Annotated in this window: 14 protein-coding genes; 8 read left to right on the forward strand and 6 right to left on the reverse strand. The window is 70.0% G+C overall.

The window, feature by feature from the left end; translation table 11 throughout:
• Positions 1-344 precede the first annotated feature (344 nt).
• From ACIGW4_RS14030 to ACIGW4_RS14040, 3 genes are read left to right on the forward strand one after another with little or no spacing between them, the layout of a single operon-like run.
• Positions 345-1,739, forward strand: coding sequence for an RICIN domain-containing protein (locus ACIGW4_RS14030; protein ID WP_399580414.1), 1,395 nt, complete (start codon positions 345-347; stop codon positions 1,737-1,739).
• Between the two features lie 39 nt (positions 1,740-1,778).
• Entirely contained in the window at positions 1,779-3,041 is a 1,263-nt protein-coding gene (locus ACIGW4_RS14035; RefSeq protein WP_399580417.1) for an MFS transporter, read from the forward strand.
• The gene (locus ACIGW4_RS14040) at positions 3,038-4,000 is read left to right on the forward strand and encodes a TolB family protein (RefSeq protein WP_399580419.1); all 963 of its coding nucleotides are present in this window, start codon (positions 3,038-3,040) and stop codon (positions 3,998-4,000) included. Before ACIGW4_RS14035 ends, ACIGW4_RS14040 begins: the two co-directional genes overlap by 4 nt.
• Positions 4,001-4,230: 230 nt before the next feature.
• Here the strand turns inward: ACIGW4_RS14040 and ACIGW4_RS14045 are convergent, their stop codons facing one another.
• From ACIGW4_RS14045 to ACIGW4_RS14060, 4 genes are all read right to left on the reverse strand, one after another.
• On the reverse strand, positions 4,231-5,067 hold the full coding sequence (locus ACIGW4_RS14045) for a ketose-bisphosphate aldolase (RefSeq protein WP_399580421.1): 837 nt from the start codon (positions 5,065-5,067) through the stop codon (positions 4,231-4,233).
• 197 nt (positions 5,068-5,264) lie between these two features.
• Positions 5,265-6,215 (reverse strand): SIS domain-containing protein, encoded by a 951-nt coding sequence (locus ACIGW4_RS14050; RefSeq protein WP_399580424.1) that lies wholly within the window; start codon positions 6,213-6,215, stop codon positions 5,265-5,267.
• 122 nt (positions 6,216-6,337) lie between these two features.
• On the reverse strand, positions 6,338-7,276 hold the full coding sequence (locus ACIGW4_RS14055; protein ID WP_399580426.1) for a 1-phosphofructokinase family hexose kinase: 939 nt from the start codon (positions 7,274-7,276) through the stop codon (positions 6,338-6,340).
• Positions 7,273-8,280: an ROK family protein gene (locus ACIGW4_RS14060; protein WP_399580427.1), complete on the reverse strand. Its 1,008-nt coding sequence runs from the start codon at positions 8,278-8,280 to the stop codon at positions 7,273-7,275. Before ACIGW4_RS14060 ends, ACIGW4_RS14055 begins: the two co-directional genes overlap by 4 nt.
• 270 nt (positions 8,281-8,550) lie before the next feature.
• Here ACIGW4_RS14060 and ACIGW4_RS14065 point away from each other — a divergent pair, with 270 nt between their 5' ends.
• From ACIGW4_RS14065 to ACIGW4_RS14075, 3 genes are all read left to right on the forward strand, one after another.
• A complete protein-coding gene (locus ACIGW4_RS14065; protein ID WP_399580430.1) occupies positions 8,551-9,351 on the forward strand; it encodes a DeoR/GlpR family DNA-binding transcription regulator in 801 nt (266 codons plus the stop codon).
• Positions 9,352-9,691: 340 nt separating this feature from the next.
• Entirely contained in the window at positions 9,692-10,960 is a 1,269-nt protein-coding gene (locus ACIGW4_RS14070; protein WP_399580433.1) for an extracellular solute-binding protein, read from the forward strand.
• Between the two features lie 44 nt (positions 10,961-11,004).
• Complete coding sequence (locus ACIGW4_RS14075; protein ID WP_399580436.1) at positions 11,005-12,006, forward strand: ABC transporter substrate-binding protein; 1,002 nt, start codon at positions 11,005-11,007, stop codon at positions 12,004-12,006.
• A gap of 133 nt (positions 12,007-12,139) precedes the next feature.
• On the opposite strand, the gene ACIGW4_RS14080 is transcribed toward ACIGW4_RS14075, so the two are convergent.
• The gene (locus ACIGW4_RS14080; RefSeq protein WP_399580439.1) at positions 12,140-13,201 is read right to left on the reverse strand and encodes a substrate-binding domain-containing protein; all 1,062 of its coding nucleotides are present in this window, start codon (positions 13,199-13,201) and stop codon (positions 12,140-12,142) included.
• 115 nt (positions 13,202-13,316) lie between these two features.
• The gene (locus tag ACIGW4_RS14085; protein ID WP_399580442.1) at positions 13,317-16,280 is read right to left on the reverse strand and encodes a polysaccharide lyase family 8 super-sandwich domain-containing protein; all 2,964 of its coding nucleotides are present in this window, start codon (positions 16,278-16,280) and stop codon (positions 13,317-13,319) included.
• A gap of 363 nt (positions 16,281-16,643) precedes the next feature.
• On the opposite strand from ACIGW4_RS14085, the gene ACIGW4_RS14090 reads away from it, so the two are divergent.
• Both ACIGW4_RS14090 and ACIGW4_RS14095 read left to right on the forward strand, forming a co-directional pair.
• Positions 16,644-17,123: an ATP-binding protein gene (locus ACIGW4_RS14090; RefSeq protein ID WP_399580444.1), complete on the forward strand. Its 480-nt coding sequence runs from the start codon at positions 16,644-16,646 to the stop codon at positions 17,121-17,123.
• Positions 17,124-17,355: 232 nt separating this feature from the next.
• Positions 17,356-18,522 carry an ROK family protein gene (locus tag ACIGW4_RS14095; RefSeq protein ID WP_399580845.1) on the forward strand — a complete coding sequence of 389 codons (1,167 nt, stop codon included), beginning with the start codon at positions 17,356-17,358 and terminating at the stop codon, positions 18,520-18,522.
• Positions 18,523-18,805 lie beyond the last annotated feature (283 nt).

The raw sequence follows: 18,805 nt of genomic DNA on the forward strand, positions 1-18,805 counted from the left end.
CTCCGACCCCCCACCCCCGCCCGGCGGCTACGGCCCCCTTGGGGTTCTGCGCGGGGGCCGGGTGGGGGGCGTCCCCGCGGCGGCGCCCCGCCTCCGGCGTGCGCGGGCGTCCGAAGACGCTCGCGCACGCGGCTACAAGGTCGTCAACACAGCAACATCGCCCGGCACTTGCTTTTAATTGATCGAAAGTAACCAGGTGCGAGCATATTGACGCATGGAACATGGCGTTCCACGATGTCTGCCACGCAGTCCCCGCGGTCCAGCCAGTGCAGCGAAGAACAGAGCCGACCGCGGTCACGACGCGCCGCTGCCTTCCTCCCCACCCGTTCAGGAGCCGCAGAGCCATGCACGAAAACCCCCGACGCCTTCGTGGCCGTCTCGCCCTCACCATCGGCCTGACCCTCGCCGTGGGCGGCATCGCCGTCTCCGAGGCCACGCCGGGCCTGTCGGCCGCCACCGTGGCGGCCCCCGCCCGTGCCGCCGCGCCGGGTCCGGGAGAGACGATCACCGTCGCGGCCGCCGGCGACATCTGTGGCTCGGCCTGCAACCAGACGGACGACCTCGTGACCGCGATGGCCCCCGACGCCGTCATCACGGCAGGCGACAACGCCTACGAGACGGGCACCCTCGCGGAGTTCAACGCCCAGTACGACCCGACCTGGGGCGCGTTCAACTCGATCGCGTATCCCTCCTCCGGAAACCACGAGTACTACAGCGGGGCCGGGGGCTACTTCGACTACTTCGAGAGCAAGGGTGTTCCGACCGGCGGCCGCGACAAGGGCTACTACAGCTACGACCTCGGCGACTGGCACATGGTGGCGCTGAACTCGAACGTGAGCCAGAGTGCCGGCAGTCCCCAGGAGCAGTGGCTGCGGGCGGATCTCGCGGAGAGCGACCGCCCCTGCACCATGGCGTACATGCACTACCCCCGGTTCTCTTCGGGCAAGCATGGTGACAACGTTGTCACATCGGATGTGTACAAGGCGCTGACCGACTACCACGCCGATGTCGCCGTCTTCGGTCACGACCACGACTACCAGCGCTTCGCGCCGGCGATGGCCGACGGCACGCCGAGCTCCAACGGGCTTCGGACCTTCGTCATAGGAACCGGCGGCAAGGGTCTGTACTCCGAGAAGACCACCACCACGGGGCCCTCGGAGGTGTTCCAGAACAACACCTTCGGAGTGGGACGCTTCGACCTGACCGCCACCGGCTACACGTTCTCCTTCAAGCCCGTCGCCGGCCGCACCTTCACGGACAGCGTGAGCGGCTCCTGCCACGCCAAGTCGGGTCCCGCGGGGACGGCGCCGATCCTGCCCGGCTCGACCTACGAGGTCCGTCTCGCCGGCGGCAACGCGATCACCGACCCGAACTCGTCGACCTCGGGCGGCACCCAGCTCGTCGCCTCGGTTGCCGACGGGGGCGCCAACCAGCGCTGGACGATCACGCGCAACAGCGACGGGACCTACCAGCTCAAGAACGTCGTCTCGGGAATGTGCGCCGACAACGCGGCCTCCTCCACCACCGCCGGGACGAAGATCATCCAGTGGCCCTGCACCGGTAACGGCAACCAGCGGTGGTCCATCGTCCGCAGCAGTGGGGGGAACGGCTACGAGCTGGTCAACCAGGTCGGCGGGCTCGCGCTGTCGGCGTCGGCCGCGGGCAGCGGAGCGGTCCTGACCCAACAGCCGCGGACCGGCGGCGCCCTGCAGACCTGGCGCTTCGTCAAGCTCCCCTGACCGCACGGCCGTACGACCTGATCCATCGGGAGCCCCGACATGTACCTGTCCCATGCCCGTGCCGCCGACCGGCACACCGATCAAGGCGGTCCGGGCCGCAGAGGGCCCCGGCGCACCGTCGCGGCCCTCCCGTCCACCGTCCTGGCGCTCGGTCTGGTCAGCCTGGTCACCGATGCCTCGGCGGAGATGGTGACGGCTGTCCTTCCGATGTATCTGGTCTACGGTCTCGGCGTCGGGCTCCTCCAACTCGGCGCCCTGGACGGGCTGTACACCGGGGCGACCGCGCTGCTCCGGCTCGGCGGCGGTTACGCCGCCGACCGGCTGCGGAGGCCGAAGGCCGTGGCCACGGCCGGATACGCACTGTCGGCACTGACCCGGCTCGCGCTGCCGGCCGTGGGGCTGTCCTTCGCCGGCGTGAGCACGGTGACGGCGGTGGACCGGGTCGGCAAGGGCATCCGTACCGCGCCGAGGGACGCGATGATCACCGCGGCCGCCCCCGAGGAGGATCTCGGCCGGGCGTTCGGCGTGCACCGGGCGATGGACACCTGCGGAGCCCTGTTGGGGCCGCTGCTGGCCTTCGCCGTGCTGTTCGCCGTCCCCGGCGGGTACGACACGGCCTTCGCCGCCAGCTTCTGCCTCGCCGCGGTCGGCGTCGTCGTCCTGCTCTTCTTCGTCGACGGACGCGCCGCCGCGGCACCGGGCCAGGACCGCCTCCGGAGCATCCGCACCGGTGTGACCGCGTGTCGTGAACCCCAGGTCCGCCGCTGCCTGCTCGCCACCGCACTGCTGGGCGTGTTCACCGTCGGTGACATGTCGCTGTTCGTCGGGGTGCAACAGCGCCTGGACGCCCCGGCGGCGGCGCTCCCACTGCTGCCGCTGATCACCGCCGGAGTGTTCATGGTTGCGGCGGCGCCCTTGGGACGGCTCGCCGACCGGCTCGGACGCCGGCGCACGTTCTTCGCCGGCCATGCGGCGGTTGCCTGCGCGTACCTCGTCGTGCTGGCCGCGCCTCTCGACGGCTGGCCGGCCGTCGTCGCGGTCCTGATCCTGCATGGTCTGTTCTACGCCGCGACCGACGGCGTGCTGATGGCCTACGTCGCCCCGCGTCTCCCGGAGAACGCCCGCACCACCGGCCTGGCCGCCTTCCAGAGCGTTCAGGCGATCGGCCGGGCACTCGGCGCCCTCGCGTTCGGCGCCCTCGCCACGTGGCAAGGGCTCGCGGCGGCGTTCACCGTCTCCTCGGCCGGCATGGCAGCCGTCATCGTTGCCGCCGCGCTCTGCCTGTACCGGAGCCCTCGATGAACATCCGCCGCACGACCGGCGCCGCACTCGCCGCAATCCTTCTGGCCACAGGCGGCGGGATCGTTGCCTGGCAGAGCTCCGGAGCGGACACCGGCGCCGACCGACTGGACCTCGGAAGGCCCGGCACCGTGATCACCGTGAGCGCGGGCGCGCGCGTCGAACAGTCCACCCGCGGGGGCGAACACCTCGCCGACGGCCCGGACTGCACACGGGCGGCCGTGGCCGCCGGCACCCTGGTCTGTCTGCAAGGGCTGCCCGGACCGTTCTCGTCCGAGGTCCGGGTCTACCGCGCCGGGCGGACGTCACCCACGCTGACGCTCCCTGTCTGGGGCGACCCGAGCAGGGCGAGAGTCTCCCCGTCGGGGAACCTGGTCGCCTGGACGGTGTTCCGGTCGGGCGACTCCTACGTGCAGCAGGGCCGGTTCTCCACCACGGCAGGCTTCTACGACCTGCGCGACGGTACCCACGTCGGCTCCCTCGAGGACTTCTCCGTTGTCGTCGGCGGCAGGCCCCACCAGGGGGAGGACGCGAACTTCTGGGGCATCACGTTCGCCACGGACGACCGCACCTTCTACGCGACCATGGCGAGCCGTGGGAAGACCTGGCTGATGCGCGGAGACATCCGCGAGCGCTCCCTCACCTCCGTCCGCGAGAACGTGGAGTGTCCCTCGCTCTCCCCGGACGGGACCCGCATCGCCTACAAGAAGCGGACGCACGAGAGCCGTTGGCGGCTCCACGTGCTGAACCTGCGGACGATGGACGACCGGCCACTCGCCGAGACCGCCCACGTCGACGACCAGCCCGCCTGGCTCGACGACGAGACCATTGCCTACGCCCGCACCGACGGGCGGGACACGGCGGTCTTCACCGTCGCCGCCGACGGCTCCGGTACGCCCCGGCGCCTGCTCCGGGGCAGCTCTCCGTCGACGACTACGGCCCCGCCCCGACCGGCCCGGTGAGAGGCGGCCGGCGGAAACTGTGCGGCACCCGTGGCATCCGCCGCCGACGGCACCGGACCGACCCGGGCGGCCTGTGGCGGTGGTGGGGAACGGAGAGGGTCCTTCTCACTCGGCGCGACCACGGCCCGTCTCGTATGTCTGCCGCCGTCGCCCGGTCGGCCCGGACGCACGGCACGGGGCCCGGCGGCGCGCGCAGCCGGGCCCCGTGCCGTACGGCGCCGCATCCGGGGTCAGCGGCCGGCCAGGACGCCCAGCAGCCTGGCCACTTCCGCCGCCACCGCGTCGCGGGCCGGACCGAGGTACTTGCGCGGGTCGGCCACGGAGGGGGAGGCCTCGAGACGGTCGCGGACCGCGCGCGTGAAGAGCTTGTTGAGGTGGGTGGAGACGTTGACCTTCGTCATCCCGGCGGCGACTGCCTTGGCCAAGTCACCGTCGTCGACGCCGGAGGAGCCGTGGAGCACGAGCGGTACCTCCAGTGCGTCCTTCAGTCGGCCGATGAGATCGAAGTCCAGTGCGGCGTCGCGGGTGAGCATGGCGTGTGAGCTGCCCACGGCGACGGCCAGGGCGTCGACGGCGGTGGCCGCGGCGAACGAGCGGGCTTCGTCGGGATCGGTGCGGACGCCCGGTGCGTGGGCACCGTCCTTCCCGCCGACTTCCCCCAACTCCGCCTCGACCCAGACGTCCGCCCGGTGGCACAGGTCGGTGATCCGCCGGGTGGCCGCGACGTTCGCGTCGTACGACAGCTTCGAGGCGTCGAACATGACCGAGGTGAAACCGAGTTCCACGGCCTCGGACACGAGTTCCGCGGACTCGGCGTGGTCGAGGTGCACCGAGACGGGGACGGCGGCGGTTCGGGCGATGGAGAGGGAGGCGAGGGCGATCGGTGCGAGGGCCCCGTGATAGCGGGCGGTGTTCTCGCTGATCTGCAGGATGACGGGCAGCCCGGCGTGCTCGGCGCCGGTGACGATGGCCTCGGCGTGCTCGATCTGCACGACGTTGAACGCACCGACGCCGGTGTCGGCGGCGCGGGCGGGCCCGATGATGTCGTCGGTGAGGGCGAGAGGCATGGGTTCTCCGTGGGGCTCTGAGGCGGTGACACAGATCGGCCGGGGACGCGGACGTCGTCGTTCACGCCCCTGACCGATCAGGCGTGAGGTGTGCGAAGGGGGCCGCCGACCCGCCCGTGTGGGGGGCGGACCGGTGCGGGCCGGCGACCGGCCGTACCGTGCCGGCGCTGCCTGTGCGACAGCGTCCGCACGGAGTCTCAGGCGTGGAAGCCTTCGAGGATGACGGAGCGGGTGAGGTTGCGGGGACGGTCGGGGTCGTAGCCGCGGGCCTCGGCGAGGTGGACGGCGAGGCGCTGGGCTCGTACGAGGTCGGCGAGCGGGTCGAGGGCGTCGGCCTGGTCGCCGGATGCTGCGCAGTAGAGGCCGCCGACGCGGGCGACATCGTCGGCCAGACCGCGCGGTGCGGGACCGAAGAGCCAGGTGACGCGGCCGGGTCCGGTGATGCTGATGGGACCGTGCCGGTACTCCATGGCCGGATAGGCTTCGGTCCAGGAGCCCGCGGCCTCACGCATCTTGAGACCGGCTTCGAGGGCGAGGCCGTAGGTCCACCCGGTGCCGAGGAAGGTGAACTGCTCGGCCGTGCAGACGGAGGGCGGCAACGGCTCGGTGAGGGCACGCTCGGCGTCCAGGGCGGCCTGCTCCAGGGTGCGTACACCCGCCGGCAGGGCGTTCTCGGCTTCGAGGCGCGCACGCAGCAGAGCCAGGACCGTGGTGGCGAACCGGGTCTGCACGACGGACTGCTCGTCGGCGAAGTCGAGCACGGCGACGGCGTCGGCGGCCGTCACGACGGGAGTTTCCGGGTCTGCGGTGATGGCACCCGTGGGCACGGTGCCCTTGATCCGGGCCAGCAGATCGAGGACCTCCGTGGTGGTGCCGGAACGCGTGATGGCGAGCACGCGGTCGTACGCCCGGCCGTGGGGGAACTCGGAGGCGGCGAACGCGTGCGTCTCGCCGTGACCGCCCTTCTCACGCAACTCCGCGTAGGCGAGGGCCATGAACCAGGACGTGCCGCAACCGACGACGGCGACGCGTTCTCCTCGCCGGGGGAGGACCGCGTCGAAACGCGCGCCCGCCTCCGCGGCAAGCCTCCAGGTACGCGGCTGGGAAGCGATCTCGACGGAGGTGCGGGAGTTCTCGTAGGGGGTCACGCGATTCCTCGGGTACGTAGGGGCGCGGGGGAGTCCGACCAAATCAGTGTTCAGTGGATGCGTAATTACTGTCATGATTTGCTTGAAATGCATTAATATCAAGCAACTTCAAGCAGTCGATGTCAAGGTCTCTCGGGTCCTGGAGCTTCAGCCTCGACCGCGAGCACCTCTCGGCGGAGTCGTGCGTACATGACGGTGTCGACGTCTCCCGCCACCGCGCACGGCACAGCGGCGGCGGACAGTGCCACCGCGTCGCGCAGGATCTCCGGCCACGGCGCGCCCGCCATCAGGCCCGAAGCGATCGCTGCGACGCAGGCGTCGCCCGCGCCGGTGGGATTGCCGGACAGCGGCCCGGGCGGTGCGGCGCGCCACGTCCCCTGGGGCGTGACGGCGTACAGCCCGTCCTGTCCCGCCGACGCCACGATGCTCCCGGCCCCTCGGACCCGGAGCTCCATGGCCGCCGTCGCGAGATCCGCGCAGCCCGTCACTTCCGCGAGCTCCGCCGCGTTCGGTTTCACCACGTCGGGGCGGGCCTCCAGGGCCGCCGACAGGGCGGGACCGGAGGTGTCGAGCACGGTCTTCGCGCCCGCCGCGGCCGCACCACGGATCAGCCGTGCGTACACGTCCACGGGCAGCCCCGGGGGTGTGCTCCCGCTCAGGACGACCACGTGCGCGCTCCGTATGAGCGAGGTGTACTGCCTTACGAAGGCCGCCCACTCGGACGGCGTCACCTCGGGGCCGATCCCGTTGAAGACCGTGGCGTCCCCGTCCTCTCGGGAGACCACGGCCACGGTGCGCCGCGAATCGCCGTTCACGGGGGTGAAGAGGCTTCTGATGCCCGCGGCCCGCAGGTCGGCGAGTATGGCTCGGCCGGTCGGTCCGCCCACCAGCCCGGTGGCGAGCGGAGTGTGTCCGAGGCCGGTCAGCACCCGGGCGACGTTGATGCCTTTGCCGCCGGCCCGCTCGTAGGCCGCGTCGACGCGATGGGAGGTCCGCGGCCGCAGTCTGGCGATGTTCCAGGTGACGTCGAGAGCTGCGTTGAGGGTGACGGTGACGATCACCGGGCGGACGCTCCTGTCGGAAGGACGGGGACGCGGTGACCGGCCGCGTGCCAGGCGGCGAGGCCGGCTCCCAGGCAGCCCGCGCGGTCCCCGAGGTCCGCCCGGACGACGGCCGGGGTCCGCTGGAAGGCGAGTCGAGCGGCCAGGCCGTCCCTGACGGGATCGAGCAGGAGGCGATCCGATTCGGCGAGACCGCCGCCGAGCACGACCACTTCGGGGGCGAACAGCGTCGTCGCGGCGGCGAGCGCCTCCGCGAGCGCCTCCGTGGCCGTGACCCATACGGTTCGGGCCACCGGATCCCCGCCCTCGACGAGTGCGGCCACCTCCGCCGCCCCGGTGACGCGGCGCCCGGAACGTGAGGCGTAGGCGTGCGCGACGGCGCTTGCGGACGCCACGGTCTCCAGACACCCGGTGCCGCCGCAGGCGCACGTCCTGCCTCCGTGAACCCGGACGTGGCCGAGTTCTCCGGCGAATCCATCACAGCTCAGCGGTCTGCCGTCGCAGACGAGGGCGGCGGCGACGCCCGTTCCCACGGCCACGAAGAGCGCGTTCCGGACGGCGCGTGCCGCCCCGAGGGCGCATTCCGCCGCACCGCCGGCCCGTACGTCGTGCCCCAGCGTTACGGTCATTCCCGTACGGGCCTCCAACACGGCCCCCAGGGCGAGGTCGCGCCAGCCGAGGTTGGCCGACCACACCGCCCGTTGCGCGCGTTCGTCGACGATTCCGGGTACGACCACGCCCGCGTGCAGCACGGACAGATCCCGCTCCGAGGCGCGCTCTGCCAGGCGCAGCAGAGTGTCGGTGATGGCGTCGACCACCGCTTCCGGTCCCTCTGCGCACGGCGTCGGGCGGTGAAGAGACGCCACCGGCTGCATGGCGCGGTCGAGAACCGCGCCCTTCATGGCGGTCCCGCCGACGTCGAGGGCGAGAACACAGGGGGGAGGGGCGCCCTCGACCGCAGGGTCGGGGGCGCCCGAAGGGGGCGGGGTTCTGCCGTTCAGCATGACGGTGCACCATCCATGTGCTCTTTGATGCGCATTGCGAGCCTGTTGTGAGCATATTCAATCAGAATGACTGCCGGAAGTATCCAGTCGATGCGTCCTCGCGTCCAGCGCGGAAGGCGGCCTCGGCAGTCCCGGGTCGGCAGACCCCTGCTGCCCCTGGGCGCGCGTGCCTTCGGGCTACGATCAAACGTCGCGCAGGGCTGGTCGGAAGGCTGATGGGGTTCCGGGCGTGCGACGCGATGTCTCAGGGGCCAGGGAAGGGTGTGCCGGATGTCCAAGCAGGAGCGGTGGAGCGCCTTGCTCGAATTGCTCGCCGTCGAGGGCAAGCTGGACGTGGAGGAGGCGGCCGCCGCCGTGCAGGTGTCCGCTGCCACCATCCGCAGGGACCTCGACGAGCTCGCCCAGCAGCGACTGCTCGTCCGCACCAGGGGCGGAGCGATCGCTCACGGTGTGTCGTACGAGCTTCCCTTGAGGTACAAGTCCTCGCGCCGGACCTCCGAGAAGCAGCGGATCGCAGGTGCCGTGGCGGACCTGCTGGTCGTGGGTGACGTGATCGGTCTCAACGGCGGGACGACCACGACCGAGGTGGCGCGGGCGCTCGCTCTCCGGGCCGGCGGCGGAACGGCCGAGCCGGGCGAGGGCCAGGCGGGTCCGATGTACACAGTCGTGACCAACGCGCTGAACATCGCGGGTGAACTGGCCGTGCGTCCGCAGTTCAAGATCGTGACCACGGGTGGTGTCGCGCGGCCTCAGACCTACGAGCTGGTGGGCCCGCTCGCCGTCGGAGTCCTGAACGAGGTCGTACTCGACGTCGCCGTGCTGGGAGTCGACGGCGTGGACCCCGAGCTCGGCGTCATGACCCACCACGAGGACGAGGCGGGGATCAGCCGGTTGTTCGCCGAGCGTGCCCGCAAGGTGGTCCTGGTGACGGACTCGTCGAAGATGGGGAAGCGTGCCTTCGCGAGGATCTGCGGCCTCGACCGGATCGACGTCGTCGTCACCGACGCGGGTATCTCGCCGGATGCCGCTGCCAAGCTCACGGAGACGGGCATCGAGGTGGTCGCCGTCTGAAACCGTTGCCCCCGTGGACAGATGAGCGGATTCCGGACGTACGGCCGCCCCCGTGATGCGACGTCGCATCACGGGGGCGATTCGTTTCCCGCCCTGCACCCGGGGAAGTCGGCATCGTTCGCGTCACGGGCCTTGGTGTACAGGGGGGTCCTCGTGTTTACTTTGTGCACAGCAGGTGCTCGTTACTGAGCGAAAAGCCCGGACTCAGTCCAGGTCGGTGCATGCTCCGAGCCTTGCTGTTCCTTGAACGACCGGCTGCGGCGTCTCGACAGCCGGTCCACCCACAGGCGGTACTGATCGGTCGACCAGTCAGCCGTCTCGCAGAGCAAAGGGGAAACCCGTGCCGAGGCGCCATGCCCTCATCGCGGCAGCTGCCGCTCTTGTCCTCTCCGTCTCCTTCACGGGCTGCGCCCGCGTCGAAGCCGGAGAGGTCACCTTGCGCCTGGTGGTCGCCGACTACGAGGTGGGAGGACACTCCGACGGTACCGAGCAGTACTGGGGCGGACTGGCCGAAGCCTTCGAGTCCGCCCATCCGGGCATCTCGGTCCAGGTCGAAGTCGAGTCCTGGGAGGACGTGGACCGGAAGGTCGCCCACATGGTCAAGGCGGGTGAGACGCCCGACCTGGCACAGGGCGGCGCGTACGCGGACTATGCCGCACGGGGCGAGCTCTACGCCACGGATCAGCTGCTGTCCGTCCCGGTGCAGGCGAACTTCCTACGGTCGCTCGCCGAAGCGGGGGAGTACGAGCGGGTGCAGTACGGCATGCCCTTCACGGCTTCCACCGAGCTCCTCTTCTACAACAAGGAGCTGTTCGCCGAAGCAGGGATCAAGGCGCCGCCGGCGACGTGGGACGAGGTGAAGAAGGCCGCGCAGCAGCTGAAGAGCCGTACGAAGGTGCGGCACCCCATCGCACTTCCCTTCGGGCCGGAGGAAGCCCAGATCGAGGCGATGGTGTGGATGCTGGGAGGCGGAGGCGGCTACACCGCGCTCAACGGCTCATACATGATCGACTCGCACGAGAACATCGACAGTCTGAACTGGGTGAAGAAAAACCTCGTCGAGGAAGGGCTGACCGGTCCGGTCCCGCCCGGTCGACTCGACCGCAAGGACGCCTACGCGGCGTTCCTGCACGGCGAGGTGGGCATGGTGAACGGTTATCCGTCGCTGATCCAGGCCGCGGAAGCGGAGGGAATGCACGTGGGGATGACGGCCCTGCCCAGCCGTGAACGGAAGGCCACGTCAGCACCCGGGGTGGTCGACTGGATCATGGCCTTCAAGAGGAACGGGCACCGCAAAGAGGTGGGCGAGTTCCTCGACTTCCTCTTCAGCGACGAGAACGTACGTGAGTTCGCGGCGCTCAACAACCTGTTGCCCGTCACTTCGACGGTGACCTATCGGATGGGTGCGGACGAAAAGCATCGGAGCCTGAGACCGTTCCTCGAGGAGATGCCGAACGCGGTGCTTCCCCCGCTCGGCAAGACCTCATGGGCCTCGGTGAGCGAGAGCACCAGGAGGAACATCGGGACGGCGATGACACCCGGTGGGAGCCCCGACGCGTCCCTGCGCCTGATCGCCGACGACGCCTACCGCGCCGAGCACGCGGACTGAGTCCCTACGGCGCCCCGCACCCACCACCAAGGAGAAACGCGATCATGCCCATGCCCAGCACATCCAGCAAGCGCATTCTGCTCATGAGCGCCGGTGCCGCTCTGGCCCTGGCCACTGCCGCCTGCACGTCCTCCGGACCCGTCGGGGAGAGGGTCGCCGGTGGGGCCGCAGGAAAGAAGGTCACGCTGATCACCGGTGTGAAGAGCGACCCGTTCTACATCACGATGGCCTGCGCGGCCCTGGCCGAGGCCAGGGCCAAGGGGCTGGAGCTCACGGTCGAGGGCTCGGCCCGGTGGGACGTCTCGGTACAGCGTCCGCTGGTCGACGCCGTCGCGGCTGCCCGGCCCGACGGGCTGATGATCTCACCTGTCGACACCGACGCCCTGACCGCGTCGCTGAAGCAGATCCAGGACTCCGGAACCAAGATCGCCCTGGTGGACACCTCCGTCACCGACCTCTCGATCGGCGTCTCCCGCATCTCGTCCGACAACGAGGAGGGCGGCAGGGTCGCGGCCAAGGCGCTCGCCCGTCAGATGGGGGAGAAGGGCACGGCCGTCGTGATCAGCGTGAAGCCAGGCATCTCCACCACCGATGCCCGGATCAGGGGCTTCACCGAGGAGATGGCCGGCTACCCCGGCATCACTCTGCTGCCCACCCTTTACGACAACGACGAGTCGGCCACCGCCGACGCCCAGATACGGTCCACCCTGGCTGCCCACCCCGACCTGGGCGGGGTCTTCGCCGTCAACACCCACACGGGCAGGGGAATAGCCGCAGGTCTGGAGAAGGCAGGCAGACAGGGCGACGTGAAGGTGGCCGCCTTCGACGCCGAGCCCGAGGAGATCGCCGCGCTCAAGGCCGGAACCTTCGATGTCCTGGTGGCTCAGGATCCGGCGGCCATCGGCGCCAAGGCCGTCGACCAGCTCGCCGCGGCCTTCGACGGAAGGCCCGCAGCGAAGCTGATCGGCACCAGCATGGTCGCCATTACCAAGGAGGACATGAGCGACCCCCGGGTGGGCAGGTACCTCTACCGGTCCGGATGCTGACCTTCCCTTTCAGGTGCCCGGCAATCGGAACGCGGGTCGCGCCGAAGAGGGCGAGCCGTTCGGATCCGGTGGGCACTTCCTGTCGCCGGGCGAAGTCGTCGCCTCGTCCGGTCGGCCGTGGGAGCCGGATCGATCATCGGCCCCCGCCGCCGCACGACTCGCGGATCTTCAGGTCGGGCAGGAGCTCGACATGGCGGACCGGCAGGTCGTCCCCGCCGGCCAGGCGGCTCAGCATCAGCTCCAGCGCTGCCGCACCCACCGCGCGCTTGGGCGGCGCGACGGCCGTCAACGGCGGGGCGGCCAGAGCCGCGAACACATCGTCGTAGGAGATCAACGCCATGTCGTCAGGCACGCGCAGACCGCGAGCGCGTAGCAGAGGCATGAGCTGGAGGGCGGACTGGTCGTTGTGGACCAGAACCGCGCGCACACCGCGGTCGACGGCCTCGGCGATCAGTGTGGCGACGGGTTCCATGTCACCACCCGGACGGAGGATGTCGACGACGGGCTGCGGTTCGAGCCCGAGGAGGCGGGTCGCTTCCTCGTAGCCGGCGCGGACCCGAAGGGCCGTCCAGCTGTCCTCGCGGGCGGCGAGCAGCACGGAGCCGTGCCCGAGCGAGGAGAGCCGTCGCAGGGCCCTCAGGACGCCGTGGCGGTGGTCGGAGCTGACCGAGTCCAGCTCGGCGAAGGGACTGTCGGGCGCCGGGCGGCGTTCGACCAGGACGGCGGGGACCTCCAGGTCGCCGATCCAGGCGTGGTTCTCGGGGCGGCCGCCCGGCTTCCAATTGGGGGTGAGGAGCAGCCCGTCGACGCCCGAGCCGAGCAGCTGCTCGACCTGGGCACGGTCGTCGGAGGACTCATAGGTGGAGATGCCGAGCACGAGGCGGGCACCGGCCGCGTTGGCAGCGGTACGGGCACCGTCGATGATCTCGTCGAAGTACGAGCCGACGGAGGGGACGAGCATGCCGATCACCCGGTCCCGTCCCGTCGGCCGTGCGGCGGAGGTGTCGGCGACAGGGAGCGACACCACTCCATGGGAGCGGCGCAGCAGCCCGGCCTCGGCGAGGGCCGCCACGTCCCTGCGCACGGTGACCGCCGCGAGGCCGATGCGCTCCGCGAGCTCCACCACGCGGACCGTTCCGAGCTCGCGGACGACGTCCAGGATGTGAGCTCGGCGCTGCTCGGCGGTGATGGTCATGGAAGCACTCCAGCGGATCGGCAACCTTCGAAGCCTGTCAGATCAATTTGTATCATTCGATCTGGATGAACCCCAAGGGAGCCTGCGGACGGCGTCCGACGCGCGACGCCGTGGATCAGCCGGTGATCACCTCCAGCTTCGGCGGTCGTGTGCCGTTCAGCCTGGTGCTCAGGACGGCCGCCAGGCCGACCGCGCCGAGAGGCTCGAAGACCGCGAGGCAGGCGGTGCCATCGCCGCCCGCAGAGGCCTGGGCCGCCGCGACCGCGGCGGTGACGTCGAGGCCGACCCAGTCGTACCCCTTCGAGACCATTCCGGTGCCGAGCGCGGTGCCCAGGGCGGGAGCGGTGTTCCAGGTGACGCCGGTCTCGGTCCAGGCGCCGGACGAGAGGGCGAACGCCTGAAGCGCCGTCTGGGTGCCGGCCGAGTCCTGCACGTTGCCGTAGACCCAGAGCACGGCCCGGGAAACCCTGCCGGTGAGTCCGGAGACGTCGAACTTGAGCAGGGACCTGCGGTTGTAGCCGTTGTTCGCGATGTTGGAGTTCTTCACCACCATGGCGGTGGCGTTGCCGTAGTTGGTGTCGGCGTACGAGCCGTCCCGGACGTACGCGGTCGCGCCGGCGCCCAGGTGGGAGGCGGTGGCGTTCGCCGGAGCGGTGCCGGAGGCACTGAGGGTGACGGTCCTGCCCGCACCCTGCGTGCCACCCGTCTCGGCGAGCAGCATCACCTGTCCGGACGTGGTCAGCACCTGGACACCGGACGCGTCCGAGACGGACCTGTAAGTGCTGCGGGCGATCGTGACCCGGACGGTGGCGGCCGCGCGGGTGGGATCGGAGATCACGACGTTCATGCCGCCGCCCTGTTCCCTCATGAGCACCGAGCACGGGCCGTCGACGGTGATCGGCCCGGCGCTCCCGGCAGTGAAGAAGTTGGCCATCGTGAGACCGAGCGAGGGGCAGCTGATCGCCTGCACCTGCGCGTTGTTGGAGAGCACCGTGACGTTCGGGGCGGCCGCGCGGGCGGCGGCGGCGGCCGCGCTGGCGCCGGGCATCAGCTGGTAGGCGTAACTCGCGTCGACGGGGGCGGTGCCGTGATCGAACCACAGGGAGAGGTAGTTGCGGGTGATCGGGGTCGAGGAGGACCCGGTGTTGATGTCGGACCAGGCGCCGGTGCGGGCCACGCGCTTGGCCCTGACCGTCGCGCCACCGGGGAAGACCCAGGCGCCCATGCCGCCCACCGCCATGGAGGTGCAGCCGCTGAAGGTCTTGCTCCAGCCGAGAGTGGAGGGCTGCACGGTGCCGTCGACGGTGAAGACGGCGCCGTTATCGGGGCCGAGGTTGCGGTTGTCGACGGTGGTCTGGACGCCGACCTCGTCGGTGCAGGTGATACCCGCGCCCAGGCAGTAGACGGAGTCGTCCAGACAGAACCAGGACTTCTTGCCGGTCAGCGTGGACTGCAGTCCCCGCACGTCCTGGCCGACGGCGGAGTAGGTGCCGTCCGTGCTGCCGCCGGCCCAGGTCGCGTCGGGGTGGGAGGCGCCCCAGGCTCCGCCGGCCGCGTCCGCGAGCGGGAGGGTGGAGACCGTCGTGCCGGGGAGCATGTAGGGATCGACGGTGGGCCAGAAGGCGTCGGCGTACTGCCCGAGGCCATAGGTGTCGCCGTACCAGTACAGCATGCCGCTGTTGGTGTGCCAGCCGCGGAGGTTCTCCCCGTTGCCGGTCTCGTAGAAGCTGGTGCGGCTGGAGCAGAGGCTGAGCTGGGCGGCCCAGCCGGCGCGGCGGTGAACGGCACGGTCCATGCCGAACACCCGGCTCTCGACGGGCGCGGGGACGGGCGCGACGGAGGAGTCGTCGAGAAGAGCCTTGGCCCGCGCCAGTTCAGGAATCTCCAGGCTCTTGCTGCTCATCAGCGGCGCGTAGTAGTCCCGCTGCAGCCAGCCCTTGACCATCGTCTTCCAGGCCGCGGACTGCGCGGGGGACGCGAGCCCCGAGGTGGCGAGCCGAAGGATGTCGGAAACGACGCCCTGACCGCGGGTGTGGTCGTCCTGCTGAATCTTCAAGGGATCGCTGTTCGAGACGCCGCGGCTGATGCCCCGGCCGGAGACGCCGTCCATGACGAGGCCGTTGTGGATGAACGGTGCCCATGCCGTGGTCACCGCCGCGAGGATGTTCTGCACCTTCGGGTCGGTGACGGCCCACGTGGTTCCGGCGAGCAGGGTGAACATCTTGCTCAGGCCGTTGAGCAGCACCTGGCCGTAGGTCCCGACGTAGGGGATGTACGTGTGCTGGAGGTAGCTGCCGTCGGCGTAGATGCCGTCGCCGGACAGCACGTAAGGGAAGACCGGCGAGAGCCCCTGCTGGGCGGTGCCGAGGGGGGCGGAGCTCTTGCCGACCACTCCGCGCAGAGCGAGCACCCGGCACAGGTCGACCCGGTTGGCCCCCGTGCTCGTGCCGCTGTAGGCGGCGACGGCGGACGCGGGGACGAAGTGGTCGACCGCTGCGCAGTAGCCGGCGAGCTGTGCCGACGTGAGCCGCGGGTACATCAGCGCGCAGACGTCGAGCATGCGCTGCGGGGCGCCGATCTGCCAGTCCCACCAGTTGTTGTACGTGGTCGTGGTGGGTGTGTACGCATGGGAGTGCATCCAGTCCAGGCCCACGGAGACGGCCGAGGCGAGCGCCGCGTTTCCCGTCAGCCCGGTGTTCGGCTGGACGTGGGCGAGAGCCATCGTCCTGAGCCGTACGTAGCTGCTCGTCACGTTGGCCGAGACGCTGCCGATCGGGAGGTCGGGCCAGAGCGATCCGGCGCTCGGAGCCATCGTGCTCTGGAACGAGCCCGCCTGGGACCCGAGCGACGCGAGCGCGCTGGAGAACGGGGCCGCCGCGGGATCGAAACCCGATCCGGTGAGCAGGCCCACCCACGTGGTCCGCATCGAGTCGTAGGTGTCGACGGCCAGGGCGACGGACGGTCGCAGAAGTTGGGAGGCGGCGGCCGCGGCGGCGGCGGTGACGCCCAACTGGAGCAGGCGTCTCCTGCTGAGCGCGGCGGGGGTTCCGGGATCGGGGGCGGGGTGACTGGCGTTCACAGGGCGTCCTCCTTGGCATCCCCCCGTGCGGATTAGGCAGGAAGGTAAGCGCTTGCTCCAGAGGGCGTCAACGCTCGGGGAGGGCTGCAGGAGCGTTTCGTATCATTCGACCAATTAGCAAATCGAGGTCATTTGACCTTGCATTCGATCATTTGACCTACCTACTGTGAGGGCATGCCGTAGCCGGCAACCATCTCGTCGGTGAAGGTCGGACCCGCTGGTCGTGATCAAGAGGGTCTGCCGCGCTCCGTGTGCCCCTGGCGCCCCGGCGTGAGGCCTCGCCCCTCCGTCGCCCCCTCTCCCGCAGTAACCCCACCTTTCGCAGCCCGGCGGATCAAAGGCCCGGGCGTGAAGGAGCCTCCGATGAGCATTCAGCAGGCGTTCCCCACCGTCCTTCCCGCCCGGCGGCATGCATGCACCCACCGCGTCGGCACGGTCGGTTGCGTCATGGCGGCCGAAACGTCCTCGGTGCCCGTCCTGCGCCGCCTGGCCTGCCGCGTGATCCAGCAGTGGCGCCTGCCGGAATCGGTCGAGGAGGCCGTCGGGCTCATCGTGACCGAGCTGGCCGCGAACGCGGTTCGTCACAGCGGCAGCGAAGACGTCGCCCTGCACATCGTCGGCATGGGTGACCGGCTCCTGCTCCACGTCCAGGATTCCGGCCGCTGGCAATCCCCCGAGGTCTCCGGGCCCGCCGACGACGACGCGTGCTCCGGCCGCGGCCTGGACCTGGTCACGGCCTTTTCGGCGCACTGCGAGATCCATCGGACGGCCGAGGGGACGCGGGTCACCGCAGAGCTTCTCCTCCCCGAGCCGGTTCGGTCGGACTGCGCAATCTGCGGTTGAGGGCGAAGCGGACCGGTGTGCCGTCATGGCCGCCCCGGCCGCCGCGGAGGGGCGCCTTCGGAGCCGTCGGGGCGCGGAGCCGGAGCCGTGACCGATGCGTCGGTGACGGCAAGCCCGTGGTGAGGCTGGGTCGCGCAAGGCCTTGTAGTTATTTTCTTGTTGCGTAAAAATAAGTCCTCCGTACCCTGGACGACGCGTAGTCCGGGCGATGAGGAGGCGCGACGTGACCGCGATGACGGCTTTGGTTCCCGACCAGACGGGAGCCGAGATCTTCGCCCAGGTGCTGACCGCCGGCCCGATCTCCCGGACGGTGATCGCGCAGCGACTCGGTCTGTCGCCCTCCACCGTGACTCGTCTGCTCGCGCCGTTGATCGAAAGCGGCTATCTGTGCGAGACGGGGAAACAGACCGCGAACGGCCTGGGGCGACCCCAGCGGCTGCTGAGGGTCAACACCGAGCAGCATCTGGTGGTCGGAGTCCAGATCGCGCGCACCCACGTCGCGGCCGTACTCACCGATCTCGGCGCACGTCCCATGGCCCGCCTGCAGGAGACGCTCGACTCGCTGGAGCCCGCGCATGTGCTGGCGGTCGCAGCGGAGCTGACGGCCCGACTCGTCGGCCAGGTGCCGAACGCCGTCGCCAAGGTGCTGGGCGTCGGCGTGGGCGTGGGCGGGCACGTCGATGCGGCGAGCGGTGTGTGCCGTTCGGCGGTACGGCTGGGGTGGACGGACGTCCCCATCGCCGCTCCGCTGAGCGAGGCCACCGGACTTCCGGTGGTGGTGAACAACGACGTGAACGCCTTGGTCATCGCGGAGCGCTGGTTCGGCGAGGGCAGGGAAGTCGAGTCGTTCGCCGTGATCTCCGTCGGCCGCGGCGTGGGTGGCGCGCTGATGCTGCATGGGAAACTGCACTCCGGAGCCGGTGGATTGGCCGTCGAGTTCGGGCATCTGCCGATCGATCCCGGAGGCCCGGAATGCGCCTGCGGCAACCGTGGCTGTGTGGAGGCACTGGCTTCCTCCGACGGGGTACTGCGCACCTTTCGTGAGGCCGGTGGCCGGCTTGACGCCGACTACGAAGCCGTCGTGGAGCTCGCCCGGTCAGGTAATGACACCGAACGGCGTGCCGCTCTCGATGCCTTCTCCGTGGCGGGCGATGCGCTCGGGCGCGGTCTCGCGTGTCTCTGCAATCTGCTCAACCCCGGGTTGGTCGTGATCGCGGGGGAGGGCGTGGCGGCCTACGAGTTCTTCGGTCCTGCCATGACCGCGGCGCTGAAACGTCATGCCATCTCCACCGCGGCGGAAGACTGCGTGATCAAGGTCGACGAAGCCAGCGAGACCCTTTGGGCGCGGGGTTCCGCGTGTCTGGTCATTCAGGAGGGAGTTCGTGCCCGATTGGCATGAGAATTCCACCCGCGCTCCTGGCGTCTTCCAGTGCGTGATCGGAAATCTACTGCCGCATGACTGCGGGAATTTGTGGCGTCCTCCCACCGGATGGGCGACGCATTGCAGCTTGCCGATCTTCCATAGGCGATAAACCGGATCCCCATTTTACTTTCAGCTTCACGTTCACCTCGTTCTTTTATGAAAGGGCAGGTCAACGGCGTGAGGCCGTTCGGCCTGCCCGAAAAAATCGCCCGCCTTGTCAGTGAAAAAACAAGGGCCCTTCGTATTGACTTGCCGAGTT

Source organism: Streptomyces sp. NPDC053513 (genome assembly GCF_044544765.1).
Classification (GTDB): Bacteria; Actinomycetota; Actinomycetes; order Streptomycetales; family Streptomycetaceae; genus Streptomyces; species Streptomyces litmocidini.